Below are 15,582 nucleotides of genomic sequence, written 5' to 3'. Positions count from 1 at the left end.
ATGAAAAGTCGTGGCGGCCGGCGTCCTGCCGTCATCGCCGGCCTTCTGGCGCTCTGCGCGCTGGCCGGCGGGCTGCTCGGCCTCGGCATCGACCGGCTGACCGGTCCGACCTCTTCCCCGGCTCCGGCACCGCCGCAGATCGTGGCGGTGGAGCCGCCGCCTGCCATTCCGGCTCCTGTCCCGGCTTCCGTCCCTGCCCCGCTTCCCGCGCCGGTCCCGGCCGCCGCTCCCGTCCCGCCGGCCCTTCCGACGCTGTCGGAGGCCCGTTGCCCGGACGGTCCGTTGCCGGCCGGGCCGGCACCGCGCTGCCGGTCCTTTCGCGTGCCGTCCGATTGGCAGCAGGAGGACAGCCTGCCGGTCGATCTGTTCGTGACGATCCTGCCGGCGCTGAACGGTGCGCCGGCCGCCGATCCGGTGGTGCTGCTCAGCGGCGGGCCGGGGCAGGGCGGCAGCGACGATCTGCGCGGCAATGCCGCGATCCTGGCGCCAATGCGGGCCGGCCGCGACGTCATCCTGGTCGATCAGCGCGGCGCCGGCCGGTCGAAGCCCTCGCTGCGCTGTCCGGGGCTCGACCCGCTGCGTTACTGGTTCGGCGGCGTGACGGCGGAGGATGCCACCGCCTGCCTGGAGCCGCTGCGCCGCGCCGGCTACCGGCTGGAGGATTTCGACAGCGGCCAGAGCGCGGCCGACCTGCCGGCGCTGCGCCGTGCCCTGGGGGTGGAGCGCTGGAACGTCGTCGCGACCTCCTATGGCGGGGTGCTGGCGCAGGCGCTTCTCCGCATCGACGGGGCGGCGGTGCGCAGCCTCGTGCTGAATTCCCCGGCCACGGCTGACGCGACGTGGCTCGACCTCGACCGTCTCACCGCCATCCGGCAGGCTCACCGCCGAATGGTCGAGGATTGCGCCGCCCAGCCCGACTGCGCCCGCGCCTTTCCCCGGCTGGGACAGGCGGTCGAACGGCTGGCGGCGGCGCTGGAGCGGCGACCGCTGGACCTGCGGCTGCGCCATCCCGTCACCGGACGGGAGACCGACCTGCGCCTGGGCTGGCCGATGCTGGCCGGCGTCCTGGCGCTGCGGCTGGGCAGCGGCGACGGCATGGTGGCGGTGCCGGCCCTGCTCGACCGGCTTGACCGCATTATCGGCGATCCTGCGGCGGCGGGGCGGGTGGACGATCCGGCCATCCTGTCCCTGGTGATGCCGCCGCCGATCTGGACCGTGCTGGACAGTCTGGCCTATGGCCTGAACCTGACCGTCGGCTGCCGCGAGAACCGGCCGCACATCGACGCCGCCGCCGCCCGCCGTGCCGCCGCCGACCTGCGCCCATATGTGATGGCCGAGGCGGTGGAGACCGATTACGACGCCGCCTGTCCGGCGCTGGGGCTGCGGCCGGTCGATGCGTCCTTTTACCGGCCGGTGGCGTCCGATGTGCCGGCGCTGATCCTGACCGGCGCCTACGACACCTTCACCGCGCCGGCGCGGGCCGAGGCGATGGGGCGGAGCCTGCCGCGGGCGGCGCTGCTGTCCTTCCGCGGCCTCGGTCATGACGTGCTGGGCGCCAGCCTGTGCGGCCGCACCGCCGCCGCCGGTTTCATCGAGACGCTGGCCGTGGGCGAGGCCGGCACCTGCGTCGAACGGCTGCTGCCGCCGACCTTCGCCACGCGGCCCTGACCACTCGGCCATAAACATCCAAGCGCCGTCTTAACGATTCCACCGCCGGCCGATATGGCGTCCATTGCCAGACGCCGGCGCAAACACTATGATTCGTCTGCTGCAATCCGGGTGTCCGCAGGGACGGGACCCGTACCGCTTGAGACGATCGGAAGACCCGTATGGACGCTCACGACCTTTCGCTGGACGACAACCGCACGATCCAGGCCATCGGCATCCTCGCCGACGTGCTGGACGGGGTGGAGGGGCCGGGCGGTCTCGACACGGTGCTGGTGTCCAAGGCGCTGCGTCAGGTGATCGCCACCAAATCGCAGCCGGCCTTCGAATTCGCCTCCCGCGCCTTCAACACGCTGGAGCCGTCGGTCCGCCGTCAGGTGGCGGAAACCGCGGACGAGGCGGCGCACCATGCGGTCGAGCTGCGCGGCCGGGTGGGCGGCTTCCTGTCCACCGCCCCGAAGAAGCCGGTTCCGCAGGGCCCGGTGGTCGGCCAGCAGCCGAATTTCATCACCGCGTTGAACCTGCGCTCCCGCCGCCGGCCCAACCAGCCGTCCTAAACCTTATTCAGCCTTCCTCTGGCGACAGCGTGTCCAGCAGCGCGCAGTCCCAATAGGGGCGCGGGCCGAATCGCTGGACCAGGAAATCCACGAAAACCCGCACCTTCGGTGACAGGTGGCGGTTCTGCGGATAGACCGCGTTGACCGCCAGCTCCGAGGGGATGTGGCGGTACAGGACGCTGACCAGCTCGCCGCGCGCCAGCGCCTGACCGCACAGGAAGGTCGGCGACATGATGAAGCCGACGCCGGCCACCGCCGCTTCGCGCAGCAGGTCGCCGTTGTTGCTGCGGATCGGCCCAGAGACCCGGACGTTGCGGGGCTCGCCATCGACGGTGAAGGGCCAGAGGTCCGGCGTCGGCACGTTGGTGTAGATCAGGCAGTTGTGGTTGGCCAGATCGTCCGGCGTTTCCGGCACGCCATGCTTCTGCAGATAGGCCGGGCTGGCGCACAGAGCCATCCGCGCCGGGGCCAGCCGCCGGGCGATCAGCGAACTGTCGCGCAGCTTGCCGATGCGAACCGCCAGATCATAGCCCTCGTCGACCAGATCGACCGTGCGGTCGTTCAGGTCCATGTCGATCTCGATGGCCGGATAACGCTCCAGGAACTCCGCCACCGCCGGGGCCAGATGCAGGATGCCGAAGCTGACCGGCGCGTTCAGCCGCAGCCGGCCGCGCGGGGCGGCATGCAGGTCGGCGACCGCCTGCTCCGCCTCCTCCAGATCGGCCAGGATGCGGGTGCAGCGCTCGTAATAGGCCTGCCCCACCTCGGTCAGGCTGAGCTTGCGGGTGGTGCGGTTCAGCAGCCGCGCGCCGAGCCGGTTCTCCAACTCGCCGATGCGGCGGGAGACCACCGACTTCGACAGGTTGAGCCGGTCGGCGGCGGCGGTGAAGCTCTTGGTGTCCACCACCTTGATGAAGGCGAGCATGTCGTCGAGGCGATCCATGGCATTGTTGTACACCCGGAAACAATGAGGTGCCAAGATCCGGCAATACCGGAAAGGCCGTTGCGCCCTATGTTTGGTGTCACCCCGCGGCCATGACCGGCTGCGGCGGCCCGATGACGCAACGAAACAGGGAGTGACGGCGATGGCGAAGGTTCTGGTCCTCTATTACAGCAGCTGGGGTCATGTGTCGGAGATGGCGCAGGCGGTGGCCGAGGGCGCCCGCTCCGTCGCCGGGACCGAGGTGACGGTGAAGCGCGTGCCGGAACTCGTGCCGGAGGCCGTCCGCCAATCCGCCCATTACAAGGACGAGAGCAACATCCCGGTCGCCACGGTGGACGAGCTGGCGCAGTACGACGCGATCGTCATCGGTACGCCGACCCGCTATGGCAACATGGCGTCGCAGATGAAGAACTTCCTCGACCAGACCGGCGGGCTGTGGGCCAAGGGCGCCCTGGTTGGCAAGGTCGGCGCGGCCTTCACCTCCACCGCAACCCAGCATGGCGGGCAGGAGAGCACGATCCTCAGCACCCACACCGTGCTTCTGCATCTGGGCTTGGTGATCGTCGGTCTGCCTTATTCCTTCCAGGGCCAGATGGGCGTTTCGGAAGTGATGGGCAACTCGCCCTATGGCGCCAGCACCATCGCCGGCGGCGACGGCTCCCGCCGGCCGAGCGCGGTCGAGTTGGACGGCGCCCGCTATCAGGGCCGCCATGTCGCCGAGATCGCGACCAAGCTGCACGGTTGATGACTCGTCGCAAACGCTGAAGAAGAGGAGGGAGCCGTGGGCCTGCTGATCGACGGACAGTGGCACGACCAGTGGTACGACACCAAGAAGACCGGCGGCGCGTTCGTCCGGACGGAGGCGCAGTTCCGCGACCGGGTGTCGGCCGACGGCTCCACCCCCTACCCGGCGGAGGCCGGGCGCTATCACCTGATGGTGTCGCTGGCTTGCCCCTGGGCGCACCGCACGCTGATCTTCCGCAAGCTGAAGCGGCTGGACGGGGTGATCGGCGTCAGCGTCGTCGATCCGCTGATGCTGTCGGACGGCTGGACCTTCGCCGAACCGGAACCCGTCACCGGCGCCCGCCGGCTGTACGAGGTCTATCTGAAGGCGAACGCCGGCTACAGCGGCCGGGTGACGGTTCCGGTGCTGTGGGACAAGAAGACCGGCAGCATCGTGAACAACGAGTCGGCGGAGATCATCCGCATGCTCAACCGCGAGTTCGACGCCTTCACCGACGTGCGCACCGACTTCTGCCCGCCGGAACTGGTGGAGGAGATCGACCGCGTCAACGCCTTCGTCTATGACGCCGTCAACAACGGCGTCTACAAGGCCGGCTTCGCCACCTCCCAGGACAAGTACGAGGCCGCCTTCGACGCGCTGTTCGCCGCGCTGGACGGCATCGACGCCAAGCTGGCGACCCGGCGCTGGCTGGCCGGCAACCGGCTGACCGAGGCGGATTGGCGGCTTTTCACCACGCTGGTGCGCTTCGACGCCGTCTATGTCGGGCATTTCAAGTGCAACAGGCGGCGGATCGCCGACTATCCGCACCTGTCGGGCTATCTGCGCGACCTCTATCAGGTGCCGGGCGTGGCGGAGACGGTGAATTTCGACCACATCAAGCGCCACTACTACGGCAGCCACGCCACCATCAACCCGACCGGCATCGTGCCGAAGGGGCCGGAGCTGGACCTCGACGCCCCGCACGGCCGTGGTGACCTTGGGCCGGATCCTCTGGAATCGTAACGGATCGCTTCCCCGGCGGTTGTCGATAAGAGAACGACAACCGCATGAAGGGGATACGTCCGATGCGTACAGTCATCCTGGCGGCCGCGGCCGTCCTGGCCCTCTCGTCACCGGCGCTGGCCCAGAGCGGCCAATCCCAGAATGGGCAATCGCAGAATGGATGGGGCGGGGCACTCGACCAGCTGAACCGTGCGGTCAACCCCAACGCCTACCCGCAGGACCGCGACGGCCGCGCGGGCGACGAGCGCGACATGAACCGCGACGTGAATCGAGATGGCCGCCGCTACGAAGGCTCCTCCGGCAATCGCCGCGGCAATGCCTACAGCGACTATTCCGACCGCGACCTGCGCAACCAGTATGAGCGGCTGAGCGAGGAGCAGCGCCAGATCCGGCAGAACCGCCGCGCCATCGAAGATGAGATGGACCGCCGCGGCATCAATCGCTAGATCCGATCGAGGAAGAACGCCGTCAGGGCTTGTAGCAGCGGGCCATGTCTTCCGGGCTGCCCATCGCCTCGCACTGGAAGCCGTTGGAGAATTTGAAGCGCAGCGGTCCGGTCTTGCGGACGCTGACCACCGGCTTCTTGCCCGCATCCTGGAATTCCACCCAGGCGGAGCTGTCGAAGCGGGTCTGCAGCCCGTTGCTCAGCTGCACGCGGCCCTGACGGTCCTTGATGACCTGGATCCCGGTGTTGAACAGCAGATTCGGTCCGTCGGGCTTCGCCGACAGGCCGTTGGTGCAGTTCACCCCCTCCGGCTTGACCGCGACGCATTCGAAGGGATGCGGCTGGCCGGCGGTGAGGACCATGGCATAGACGGCGATTTCCAGGACATTCATCGGCATGGGCGTGCACCAGCGGGAAGGCGGCGGATCCTGTCCGTCTTACCGACCATCTGGTTACGAAAGAGATAATGTCGCGCCTGCGGTTGAATCTTGCGCACGATGCTCCGGCGGAGCGTTCTGCCGCAAGTCCACGCCGACCGGCGCCTGGACTTGCGCGCCCGGGACCGGTAGAAGCGGTGGCAAAGGCAAATTGCTTGTTCAGCCACAGGGGGCGGGCGCAAACCCATGACGTTCCAACAGCGTTTGATCCTGCTGGTCACCGGTCTGGTGCTGCTGGCGATCGCGGCGGTCACCACGACGATGGCCTGGACGACGCGCGCCGCCCTGACCGAGCGGATCGAGGCGGAGGCGCGGCTGACCGCCGGGCTGCTCGCGCGCGGGGCCGCCCAGGCCCGCGACATCCCGCAGGAGGTCGACGCCCTGCTGTCTGAACGGCTGCTGTCGGAAGCGACGCTGACCGCCCATCTGGTGGCGCTGGCGGAAGCGGCGAAGCAGTCGCCGCGCGCCATCAACGACCGGCTGAAGCAGATCGCCGAAGCCGGCGGCCCGGACGAAATGTGGATCACCGACAACCGCGGCCGGGCCTATCTGCACAACCTCGCCGGTCCCGACCCGGTCTTCGGCCAGGATGCCAAGGGCGGGCCGCGCCATGGCGCTTATACCGGCCTGCTGAACCGCTCCCCCGCGTCGGTGGTTTCCGAACCGGCGATGGAGAACGGCCGGCTGATGAAGTTCGCCGGCGTGACCGGCGTCGACAAGCCGCGCATCGTCCAGGTCGGCACCGACGTGCGGCGCCTCGCCGATATCGTGCGCAATTCCGGCACCGACGGCCTGATCGACGGGCTGCTCGCCACCCGCGCGGTGGAGGGGGCATGGCTGCTCGACCGCGACGGGCGGGTGCTGGCCCGTGGGGCGGTGATGGGCGACGGGGCCGGCGGTCCGCTGTCGGACGCCGACATCGCGGCGGCGAAGGCGGTGGTGCCGGGCGGCGACGTGGCGATCCGCGTGTCGGGCAACAGCATGCTGGCGCTGGCGCCGATCCGTTACGCCGGCCCCACCACCGCCGCGGGTTCGGCGGCGGGCGTGCCGACGGTCGCCGTGGTGCGGGTTCCCTATACGGAGCCGGGGGCGATGCTGAGCCGCCAGCTGAAGATCGGCGGTCTGGTCGGCGTCCTCGTGCTGGCGCTGGGCGTCTATGCCTGCGTGCGCTTCGCCCGCGACCAGATGGCGCCGGTGGAGCGGCTGAGCGAGGCGGTCAAGGCGGTGGAGGCCGGCCGCTTCAACCCCTTCACCCTGAACGAGGCGGCCGACCGCGACGACGAGTTCGGCCGCCTGTCGCGCGTCTTCCGCCGCATGGCAATGGAGGCGAGCGCACGCGAGGAGACTCTCGACGCCCAGCTGGTCATGCGCGGGGCGGAGCTGGAGACCAAGACGGAGAAGCTGGCCGCCGCCGAACAGCTGATCGAGGAGGAGCAGCGCGCCGCCCGCGACGTGCAGTCCAACCTGCTGCCCCGCCAGCTGCCGGTCGGCCGCGACAGCCAGTTCTACGGCATGCTGCTGCCCGGCCATACGGTCAGCGGCGACTTCTATGACGTGATCGAGCTGGACGAGCGGTACAGCCTGCTGGTCACCGCCGGCGTATCCGGCGGCGGCGTGCCGGCGGCCTTCCTGATGCTGATGGTGCGCGGCGCCATCCGCGAAGCGGCCCGTCCCGGCGTCGGCCCGGCGGCGATCCTGACCCTTGCGAACGAGCGGCTGTGCGGCGAAAGCCCCTTCAACGGCTTCGCCTCCGTCTTCGTCGCCGTCTATGACCGTGTCGCCGGCACGCTGGTCCATGCCGCCGCCGGTCATCGCGGCGCCTGCCGCATCACCGCCGACGGCGGGGTGGAGTTCCTGACCGCCACCGGCGGCCCGGCGCTGGGCGTCCGCCGTGGCGCGCCCTATGCCGAAGCTGTGGTGACGCTGAACCAGGACGAGACGCTGTTCCTGTGCACCGACGGCGTGCTGCGCTCCGTCGACGGCCAGCGCGAGCCCTTCGGCGAGGAGCGCCTCGCCGCCGCCCTGGCCCACAGCCGCGGCATGTCCGCCCGCGACCGCACCGAACTGGTGCTGCGCAGCGTACAGTCCCATGTGGGAGCGGACGGCCTGATCGCCGGCGATCTGGTCTGCCTGGTCATGCGCCGCCTGCTGCCGGTGACGGAGACGGCGGAGGCGGTTTGACAGTGCACGCCATGAATGCCCCCTCCCCATCCCTCCCCCGCTGCGCGGGAGAGGGGGCAGGAGCTTTGGGGAAGTGCTGCGGAGTTCCCTCTCCCGCGAGAGCGGGGGAGGGTTAGGGAGGGGGCATTCGTTGCCACCACCCCTACCGCTTCTCCCGCGCCCGCGCCGCCGTCTCCCGCTCCAGCCTTTCGCGCAGGAAGGCCAGCACCGCAGCCTCCTCGCCGCTCAGCCCCGCCAGATCGTCGCGCAGCTCGGCCTCGACCTCGCGCTTCAGCGACTCCAGCAGGTCGCCCTCCAGATAGGCGTCCAGCACCTCGGGGTGGACGTAGCTCTTGCGGCAGACGCTGGGGGTGTTGCCCAGGCGGGTGGCGACCTGCTCGATGGCGCGGGTGACGTTGCGCTTGGCGGCGCTGGCGCTGTCGAAGCTCTCGAACTCGCGCAGAGCCATGGCGGCCAGCACCGTGCCGGCCCAGGTGCGGAAGTCCTTGGCGGTGAAATCGGCGCCGGTCGCCTCGCGCAGATAGGCGTTGACGTCGCCGGAGGTCACGGCGTGGCGCTGCCCGTTGCGGTCGAGATACTGGAACAGCTCGTCGCCCGGCACGTCGCGGCAGGCACCGACGACGCGGGCCAGCCGGCGGTCGCGCAGCGAGACGTTCCATTCCTTGCCCGACTTGCCCTTGAAGGAGAAGCGGACCTCCGACCCCTCGATCTCGGTGTGGCCGTCGCGCAGCGTGGTCAGGCCATAGCTCTTGTTCTCGCGGGCATAGCTCTCGTTGCCGACGCGGATCAGCGTGGTTTCCAGCAGGCGGACCACGGCGGCCAGCACCTTCTCCCGCGGCAGGCCGCGATGGCCGAGGTCGGCGTTCACCCGCTCGCGCAGATGCGGCAGGGCGCGGCAGAAATCCAGCATGCGGCCGAACTTTGTGCCCTCGCGCAGTTCGGTCCAGCGACGGTGGTAGCGGTACTGCTTGCGCCCCTTGGCGTCGCGGCCGGTCGCCTGCAGATGGCCGTCGGGATCGGGGCAGATCCAGACGTCGCGGTAGGCTGGCGGGATCGCCAGCTTCCGGATGCGCGCCAGCGTGTCCTCCTCCGTCACCTGCGCCCCGTCGGGCCACAGGAAGCGGAAGCCCTTGCCGTAGCGCCGCCGCCGGATGCCGGGCATCTCGTCGGAGCTGTAGGTCAACCCGGCGCAGGCGGCTTCCTGCTCGGGCGAGGGGGTATCCGCATCGGATGGGGCCAAATCGGGCGGGGGGAGGGTGCTGTCCATACGGCCAACAACGGCCGGCAAGGGGATTGGTTGCCGCCATCCCCTTTGGAGAGGGTTTCTTCGCAGTTGCAAAAACTCTACCCTGGCACCGCCGAACCCCGTCCAGAACCCCGAATGGAGCGCTTGAGCATGGACAGCAAGCCGGACGAAACGACGCTGACCGCCCATCTGCCGAACCTGGAAATCCAAATCCGCCACCGCGAGGCCGGCGACGACGGCGCTGAGGTGATCGCCATCCAGTTCCGCGCCACCCCGTCCTTCGACGCCGTCGCCAAGCTGCTGGCCCCCAGCCTGATGACCCCGCTGCTGCTGGCCGGCCCTGTCGGCGGCAAGCCGGGCGCCAACCCGATGGCGGCGGCCGGCATGGCCGAGCTGTGGATGGCGCCGATGCGTCTGTGGGGCGAGATGGTGCGGCAGGCCTGGGCGCCCTGGCTCCAGATGGGGCAGCGCCGTTAAGTCACGGCCACTTCACCTCGGGTGGCAGGCTCATCAGGATCGCCTCGGTGTTGCCGCCGGTCTTCAGGCCGAAGGTGGTGCCGCGGTCGTAGAGCAGGTTGAACTCCACATACCGGCCGCGGCGGACCAACTGGTGCTCGCGCTGCTCGGCGGTCCAGGGGCGGTTCATGTGCCGGCGGACCAGGGCGACGTAGGTGTCGAGGAAGGCGGTGCCGACGTCGCGGGTGAAGGCGAAGTCGGCCTCCCAGTCGCCCGACTCGAGATTGTCGAAGAAGATGCCGCCGACGCCGCGCGCCTCGTCGCGGTGCGGCAGGTAGAAATAGCGGTCGCACCACTCCTTATAGCGCGGATAATAGTCCGGGTCGTGGCGGTCGCAGGCGGCGCGCAGGCCGGCGTGGAAGTCGGCGGTATCCCGGTCGTCCGGGATCATCGGTGTCAGGTCGGCGCCGCCGCCGAACCAGCCCTTGGTCGTCACGATGTGGCGCGTGTTCATGTGCGTCGCCGGCACCAGCGGCGAGCGCATGTGCGCCACCAGGCTGATCCCCGACGCCCAGAACTCGCCGGTCTCGGCCGCACCGGGGATGTTGGCGCGGAATTCCGGGCTGAAGGTGCCGTGGACGGTCGAGATGTTGACCCCGACCTTCTCGAACACCCGGCCCTTCATCACCGACATGGTGCCGCCGCCGCCCTCGCCGCCGCCATGATCCGGGCGAGCCCAGCTCTTGCGCTCGAACCGGCCGGGGGGCAGGTCGGCGTGGGTGCCGGTCAGCTCGTCCTCCAGCGTCTCGAAGGCGGCGCAGATGCGGTCGCGCAGCTCCTGGAACCAGGCGGCGGCGCGGGCCTTGCGGTCTTCGACGGTGCTGGGGTCGGCTGACGTGGCGGCAGTCATGGCGTTTCCGGCTGTGCAGAGAGGGGCTGGAGACCTGCGGCGGCAGTCTGCCGCAAGGCCTCACCCAACACCATCGCGGCGCTGACCGCAACGTTCAAGGAGCGGGCGGGCGGCACCATCGGGATCACCAGCCGGGCGTCGGCGGCGTCATGCACCTCGTCGGGCACCCCGGCGCTCTCACGGCCGACCAGGATGCGGTCGCCGGGGGCGAAGCGGAAGTCGGTGTAGGGAATCGCCGCCCGCGTGGTCAGCAGCACCAGCCGCCCGGCCTGCGGCGCCGCGCGGTATGCGGACCACGAGCTGTGCCGTACCCAGTCCAGATGGTCCAGATAGTCCATCCCGGCGCGCCGCAACCGGCGGTCATCCAGCACGAAGCCGCAGGGTTCGATCAGGTCGAGCGCGACGCCGAGCCCCGCCGCGAGTCGCATCAGGGTCCCCGCATTCTGCGGAATGTCGGGTTCGAACAGCACAAGGCGCAACGCGGGCCTTGCTTCGAAGTGTTTGTTTTGCATACAAATGTTCTTGCCCTTCGCACACGCGACAAATTGTCCCCCGGCCAAGGACTTTTCAAGATGTCGACGCGACGGTATACCGCAGGTCTGAATCCGGAGATACCCACTCCGGAAGGACGCGGCATGCCTGAGGGTTTTCCTTCCGGCGGGCGGGCAAGCCGCGTCTTGCAGTATTACGGTCCATCGGTCGTCCGGCGCGGGCAAAGGGCGTCGGGCATGCCTTGAGGAGAAACAGGCTTATGGCTCAGACCACGCATCCGCCCGGGACGGGTGGCCACGCGGCCTCCGGCGGCGAGGGGGGTTCCCGCCGCGATTTTCTGTATCTTGCCACCGGTGCGGTCGGCGTCGTCGGGGCGGCCTCGGCGGCTTGGCCCTTCATCGACAGCCTGAACCCGGCGGCCGACACCCTGGCGCTCGCCTCCATTGACGTCGATCTGGCCCCTGTGGCCGTCGGCCAGGCGATCACGGTCACCTGGCGCGGAAAGCCTGTCTTTGTCCGCCACCGCACCGCCGAAGAGATCGAGTCCGCCAAGACGGTCAATCTGGGCGACCTGCGCGATCCGGTTGCCGACGATGCCCGCGTGAAGAAGCCGGAATGGCTGATCGTCATCGGCATCTGCACGCATCTGGGCTGTGTGCCGCTCGGGCAGAAGGTCACCGATCCGCGCGGCGACTATGGCGGGTGGTTCTGCCCCTGCCACGGCTCGCACTACGACACCGCTGGGCGCATCCGCAAGGGCCCGGCCCCCGCCAACCTTGTCCTTCCGACGTACGCCTTCACCGGCGATACCAAGATCCGGCTCGGTTAAGCGGCCCAACGGTTCTGGAGACCCCGAGATGGCTCAGGTTCAAGCCACCAAGTTCAAGAATCCGGTCGTGAACTGGATCGACAGCCGCCTGCCGATCTTCACGATGCTGGATCACGAGTACAACCACTACCCGATGCCGCGGAACGTCAACTATCTGTGGGCGTTCGGTGCCATTGCCGGCATCATGCTGGTCATCATGATCGCCACGGGCCTGTTCCTGGCGATGCAGTACTCGTCGCACACCTCGCTGGCCTTCAATTCGGTCGAGCGCATCATGCGCGACGTGAATTACGGCTGGCTGCTGCGCTATGTGCACGCCAACGGCGCGTCGATGTTCTTCATCGCCGTCTACATCCACATGTTCCGCGGCATGTATTACGGCTCCTACAAGGCGCCGCGCGAGATCCTGTGGATCCTGGGCGTCATCATCTTCCTCGTCATGATGGGCACCGCCTTCATGGGCTATGTGCTGCCCTGGGGCCAGATGAGCTTCTGGGGCGCCACCGTCATCACGAACCTGTTCTCGGCCTTCCCGATCGTCGGCGATCCCATCGTCACGCTGCTGTGGGGCGGTTTCTCGGTCGACAACCCGACGCTGAACCGCTTCTTCGCGCTGCATTTCCTGCTGCCCTTCGTCCTGCTGGGTCTTGTGATCCTGCACACGGCGGCGCTGCATGTCTGCGGTTCGAACAACCCGCTCGGCATCGAACCCAAGGGTCCGCAGGACACCGTCCCGTTCAACCCGTACGTGACGGTCAAGGACGGCTTCGCCGTGGTGATCTTCCTGATCATCTACGCGGTGTTCGTGTTCTTCATGCCGAACTACATGGGCCATCCGGACAACTACATTCCGGCCAACCCGCTGGTGACCCCGGCGCACATCGTGCCGGAATGGTACTTCCTGCCCTTCTACGCCATGCTGCGCGCGATCCCGGACAAGTTGGGCGGCGTGCTGGCGATGTTCGGCTCGATCGCGCTGCTGGCCTTCCTGCCGTGGCTCGACCGCTCCAAGATCCGCAGCTGCAAGTTCCGCCCGGTCTACCGCCAGTTCTTCTGGATCCTGGCGATCGACGCCCTGATCCTGGGCTATGCCGGTTCGCAGCCGGCCGAGGGCTCCTGGCTGCTGATCGCGCGTATCGGCACCGCCTACTACTTCTTCCACTTCCTGATCCTGCTGCCGTTGCTGGGCAAGCTGGAGCGCACGCCCCCGCTTCCCACCAGCATCTCCGAGTCCGTTCTGAAGGGCGGTGGTGGCATCGCCGCCGGCGCCCATGCCAAGCCGATGGAGAAGGCCTGATGCGCGCGTTGAAGACTGCAATCCTTTCGGCGGCGCTGGCGCTCGGCATCGCCGGGGCCGCGCAGGCCTCCGAAGGCGTGCACATCCCCAAGCAGAGCTGGCCGCATTCCGGCATCTTCGGCACCATCGACAAGGCGTCGGCGCAGCGCGGCTTCCAGATCTACAAGGAAGTCTGCTCGGCCTGCCACTCGATGCATCTGGTGCCGATCCGCACGCTGGCCGGCATCGGCTTCAAGGAAGACGAGCTGAAGGCGCTCGCCGCCGGCTATGAGGTGCAGGCCGGCCCGAACGACGCGGGCGAGATGTTCATGCGTCCGGGCGTCCCGGCCGACCGCTTCCCGTCGCCGTTCCCCAACGATCAGGCCGCCCGCGTGGCGAACAACGGCGCGCTGCCGCCGGACCTGTCGCTGATGGCCAAGGCCCGCGTCGGTGGCGAGGATTACATCTACGCCTTCCTGACCGGCTTCGAGGAGCCGCCGCCCGACGTCCACATCATGGACGGCATGAACTACAACAAGGTGTTCCCCGGCCATCAGGTCGGCATGCCGAACATCCTGCAGCCCGACGGCGTCGCCTTCGCCGACGGCACCAAGGCGACGGTGGAGCAGCAGGCGCACGACGTGGCGACCTTCCTGACCTTCGTCGCGGAACCGCACCTGGATGCCCGCAAGCAGATGGGCGTCAAGGTCATCCTGTTCCTGCTGGTGCTGGCCGGCCTGATGTATGCCGCCAAGCGCAAGCTGTGGAGCACGCTGCACTGAGCCTGACGGTTCGGTGAGGTGATGTGAAACCTGGACAGGGCGCCCCGTTGGGCGCCCTGTTCCTGTTTGGGGGTATAGCTCATCGGGCGTCAGACGCAGGGGTGGAGAAAACGATGGTTGACAAGCTGATCGACGAGATCGTCGATTTCTGGTTCGACGAGGCGATGAAGCCCTATTGGTTCCGCAAATCGGCCAGCTTCGACCGGGCGGTCGCCGATACGTTGGGCCCGCATTACGAGGCGGCGGCGCGCGGCGCGTGCGATCATTGGATGGAGGATGTCGACGGCTGCATCGCGCTGTGCGTGCTGCTGGATCAGGTGCCACGCAACATGTTCCGCAACGATCCGCGCGCCTTTGCCACCGACGGCAAGGCTTGGGGCATCAGCGACCATGCCGTCGCCAACGGCTTCGATCTGGAATGCACGACAGACGAGCGGATCTTCCTCTACCTGCCCTTCGAGCATCACGAGGACATGGCGAGCCAGGACCGCTCCGTCGCCCTGTTCACCGAGCGGGTGGGCGATGAGACGACGGTGCGCTATGCCCGGCGGCACCGCGAGATCATCCAGCGCTTCGGCCGCTTCCCCCACCGCAACGCCATCCTCGGCCGTGCCAGCACGCCCGAAGAGGAGGCGTTCCTGACGGAGCCGGACTCGTCCTTTTAAGGTCTCAGACCGGCGGCGGCGCCAGCCAGCGTTCCAGAGCGCCCAGCAGGTCGGCGCGCCGCACCGGCTTGGTCAGATAGTCATTCATTCCGGCGGACAGGCAGCGGATGCGGTCTTCTGGCTGGGCGTTGGCGGTGACGGCGATGATCGGGATGCGGCCCCGCCCGTCTCCCAGCCGGCGGATGGTGGCGGTCGCCGTCACCCCGTCCATGTCGGGCATGGCGACGTCCATCAGCACCGCTTCGGGCGGAACCGGCGCCTGGGCGACGGCCTCCACCGCTTCCGCTCCGCCATTGGCGGTTTCGACCGAGAATCCGGCTTTGGCGAGCAGCCCGGCGACCACCATCCGGTTGGTGGCGCTGTCGTCCACCACCAGCAGCCGGCCGCCGCGCGCGCGCGCCCAGTTCATCAGCCGCTCGGCGTCGGTGGTGCGGGAGGGCAGGGCGACCGGCATGTCCAGCACCGCCCGCCGCATCCCGTCGGCATGGTGTTCCACCGTCATCTGCGCGCCCAGCGCCGCCAGCAGGCGCCGGGCGAGTTCCTGGTCGAAGCCGGTCTCGCCATGGCTGTCGAATCGTCCGGTCAGCTCGGCCCGCAGGGTCACGCGCTCATCCCCCGCCGGCAGGGCCGACAGGCGGACGTCCAGCCGGCCGGGGCCGGCATTGGCGATGGCGCTGGCGGCCAGCGCGTTGCACAGCGCGCCTGCGGTTTCCGCATCGCCCACCAGCCGCGGCGGCATGCCGCTCAGCACGCTCACGTCCAGGGCGATGCCGCGTCCCTGGGCCAGGGCCGCGGTCGATACCGACAGCATGCGGGCCAGCGCTTCGGGAGCGAAGGCCGTCCCCCGCCGGTTGGGGGCGTGATGCAGATTGTCACCGTCCATGGCCCGCCATTGGCAAAATGCGAAGCAGCTTGCAGCGATCGGGCCGGAAAACGACCGAGGTCAGCGCT

The 15,582-nt window shown here is 68.8% G+C and carries 17 protein-coding genes; 11 read left to right on the top strand and 6 right to left on the bottom strand.

Going from position 1 to position 15,582, the window contains the following annotated elements; all coding sequences use genetic code 11:
- Complete coding sequence (locus ACCD06_RS04605; protein WP_413339102.1) at positions 1-1,668, top strand: alpha/beta fold hydrolase; 1,668 nt, start codon at positions 1-3, stop codon at positions 1,666-1,668.
- 161 nt (positions 1,669-1,829) lie between these two features.
- Positions 1,830-2,222 carry a hypothetical protein gene (locus tag ACCD06_RS04600; protein WP_085086012.1) on the top strand — a complete coding sequence of 131 codons (393 nt, stop codon included), beginning with the start codon at positions 1,830-1,832 and terminating at the stop codon, positions 2,220-2,222.
- 7 nt (positions 2,223-2,229) lie between these two features.
- Here the strand turns inward: ACCD06_RS04600 and ACCD06_RS04595 are convergent, their stop codons facing one another.
- Positions 2,230-3,165: a LysR family transcriptional regulator gene (locus ACCD06_RS04595; protein WP_109075563.1), complete on the bottom strand. Its 936-nt coding sequence runs from the start codon at positions 3,163-3,165 to the stop codon at positions 2,230-2,232.
- A gap of 142 nt (positions 3,166-3,307) precedes the next feature.
- Between ACCD06_RS04595 and wrbA the strand changes: the two genes are divergently transcribed.
- From wrbA to ACCD06_RS04580, 3 genes are all read left to right on the top strand, one after another.
- Positions 3,308-3,910 carry an NAD(P)H:quinone oxidoreductase gene (wrbA, locus tag ACCD06_RS04590; RefSeq protein WP_109075523.1) on the top strand — a complete coding sequence of 201 codons (603 nt, stop codon included), beginning with the start codon at positions 3,308-3,310 and terminating at the stop codon, positions 3,908-3,910.
- A 36-nt stretch (positions 3,911-3,946) separates the two neighbouring features.
- Positions 3,947-4,912 carry a glutathione S-transferase family protein gene (locus tag ACCD06_RS04585; RefSeq protein WP_413339100.1) on the top strand — a complete coding sequence of 322 codons (966 nt, stop codon included), beginning with the start codon at positions 3,947-3,949 and terminating at the stop codon, positions 4,910-4,912.
- 62 nt (positions 4,913-4,974) lie between these two features.
- Positions 4,975-5,358 (top strand): hypothetical protein, encoded by a 384-nt coding sequence (locus tag ACCD06_RS04580; protein WP_413339098.1) that lies wholly within the window; start codon positions 4,975-4,977, stop codon positions 5,356-5,358.
- 22 nt (positions 5,359-5,380) lie between these two features.
- Here the strand turns inward: ACCD06_RS04580 and ACCD06_RS04575 are convergent, their stop codons facing one another.
- Positions 5,381-5,755, bottom strand: a complete 375-nt coding sequence (locus tag ACCD06_RS04575) for a hypothetical protein (protein ID WP_413339096.1) — start codon at positions 5,753-5,755, stop codon at positions 5,381-5,383.
- Positions 5,756-5,980: 225 nt separating this feature from the next.
- Between ACCD06_RS04575 and ACCD06_RS04570 the strand changes: the two genes are divergently transcribed.
- Entirely contained in the window at positions 5,981-7,975 is a 1,995-nt protein-coding gene (locus ACCD06_RS04570; protein WP_413339095.1) for a PP2C family protein-serine/threonine phosphatase, read from the top strand.
- Between the two features lie 142 nt (positions 7,976-8,117).
- On the opposite strand, the gene ACCD06_RS04565 is transcribed toward ACCD06_RS04570, so the two are convergent.
- A complete protein-coding gene (locus ACCD06_RS04565; protein ID WP_413339093.1) occupies positions 8,118-9,242 on the bottom strand; it encodes a DNA topoisomerase IB in 1,125 nt (374 codons plus the stop codon).
- 129 nt (positions 9,243-9,371) lie between these two features.
- Between ACCD06_RS04565 and ACCD06_RS04560 the strand changes: the two genes are divergently transcribed.
- Positions 9,372-9,698: a hypothetical protein gene (locus ACCD06_RS04560; protein WP_413339091.1), complete on the top strand. Its 327-nt coding sequence runs from the start codon at positions 9,372-9,374 to the stop codon at positions 9,696-9,698.
- A gap of 1 nt (position 9,699) precedes the next feature.
- Here the strand turns inward: ACCD06_RS04560 and hemF are convergent, their stop codons facing one another.
- Together hemF and ACCD06_RS04550 are read right to left on the bottom strand one after the other, a co-directional pair.
- Positions 9,700-10,587: an oxygen-dependent coproporphyrinogen oxidase gene (gene hemF, locus ACCD06_RS04555; protein ID WP_136703078.1), complete on the bottom strand. Its 888-nt coding sequence runs from the start codon at positions 10,585-10,587 to the stop codon at positions 9,700-9,702.
- The gene (locus ACCD06_RS04550) at positions 10,584-11,066 is read right to left on the bottom strand and encodes a tRNA (cytidine(34)-2'-O)-methyltransferase (RefSeq protein WP_136703532.1); all 483 of its coding nucleotides are present in this window, start codon (positions 11,064-11,066) and stop codon (positions 10,584-10,586) included. The genes hemF and ACCD06_RS04550 overlap by 4 nt, the downstream gene beginning before the upstream one ends.
- Before the next feature lie 272 nt (positions 11,067-11,338).
- Between ACCD06_RS04550 and petA the strand changes: the two genes are divergently transcribed.
- From petA to ACCD06_RS04530, 4 genes are all read left to right on the top strand, one after another.
- Positions 11,339-11,908, top strand: a complete 570-nt coding sequence (gene petA, locus ACCD06_RS04545) for a ubiquinol-cytochrome c reductase iron-sulfur subunit (RefSeq protein ID WP_109075514.1) — start codon at positions 11,339-11,341, stop codon at positions 11,906-11,908.
- Between the two features lie 28 nt (positions 11,909-11,936).
- A complete protein-coding gene (locus tag ACCD06_RS04540; RefSeq protein WP_136703077.1) occupies positions 11,937-13,205 on the top strand; it encodes a cytochrome b in 1,269 nt (422 codons plus the stop codon).
- Positions 13,205-13,966 carry a cytochrome c1 gene (locus ACCD06_RS04535; protein ID WP_109075512.1) on the top strand — a complete coding sequence of 254 codons (762 nt, stop codon included), beginning with the start codon at positions 13,205-13,207 and terminating at the stop codon, positions 13,964-13,966. Before ACCD06_RS04540 ends, ACCD06_RS04535 begins: the two co-directional genes overlap by 1 nt.
- Before the next feature lie 113 nt (positions 13,967-14,079).
- Entirely contained in the window at positions 14,080-14,631 is a 552-nt protein-coding gene (locus ACCD06_RS04530; RefSeq protein ID WP_413339088.1) for a DUF924 family protein, read from the top strand.
- A 4-nt stretch (positions 14,632-14,635) separates the two neighbouring features.
- Here the strand turns inward: ACCD06_RS04530 and ACCD06_RS04525 are convergent, their stop codons facing one another.
- Positions 14,636-15,514, bottom strand: coding sequence for a response regulator (locus tag ACCD06_RS04525; RefSeq protein WP_413339086.1), 879 nt, complete (start codon positions 15,512-15,514; stop codon positions 14,636-14,638).
- Positions 15,515-15,582 lie beyond the last annotated feature (68 nt).

Source organism: Azospirillum sp. CT11-132 (genome assembly GCF_047302835.1).
Lineage (GTDB): Bacteria > Pseudomonadota > Alphaproteobacteria > Azospirillales > Azospirillaceae > Azospirillum.
This window is presented reverse-complemented; position numbering and strand designations above follow the sequence as displayed.